Below are 237 nucleotides of genomic sequence, written 5' to 3'. Positions count from 1 at the left end.
ATCGATGACACTACCCTTGAAGGTGCAGTATTTAACATTGTTGATATGAATGGTACTGTAATTCATAAAGACCTTGTTACAAATGGTAAAGGGAAGATCGAAATTAACGACCTACGTCCCGGTGATTACCAATTCATCGAAACGAAAGCTCCAAAGCATTACGTTTTAGATGAAACGCCTATTGGTTTCACTATTGAAAAAGGACAGAAAAAAGCTATTTCTTTAACTGCTAAAAAT

General features: G+C 35.4%; 1 protein-coding gene. It reads left to right on the top strand.

Annotated features, from left to right (window positions below):
* On the top strand, positions 1-237 hold a 237-nt coding region (locus AC0I8G_RS26195; RefSeq protein WP_471732541.1), incomplete at both ends, for a prealbumin-like fold domain-containing protein.

The organism is Kineococcus sp. AC630 (assembly GCF_979255925.1).
The sequence above is the reverse complement of the archived record's forward strand: the minus strand, read 5'-3'. Positions and strand labels throughout refer to the sequence as shown.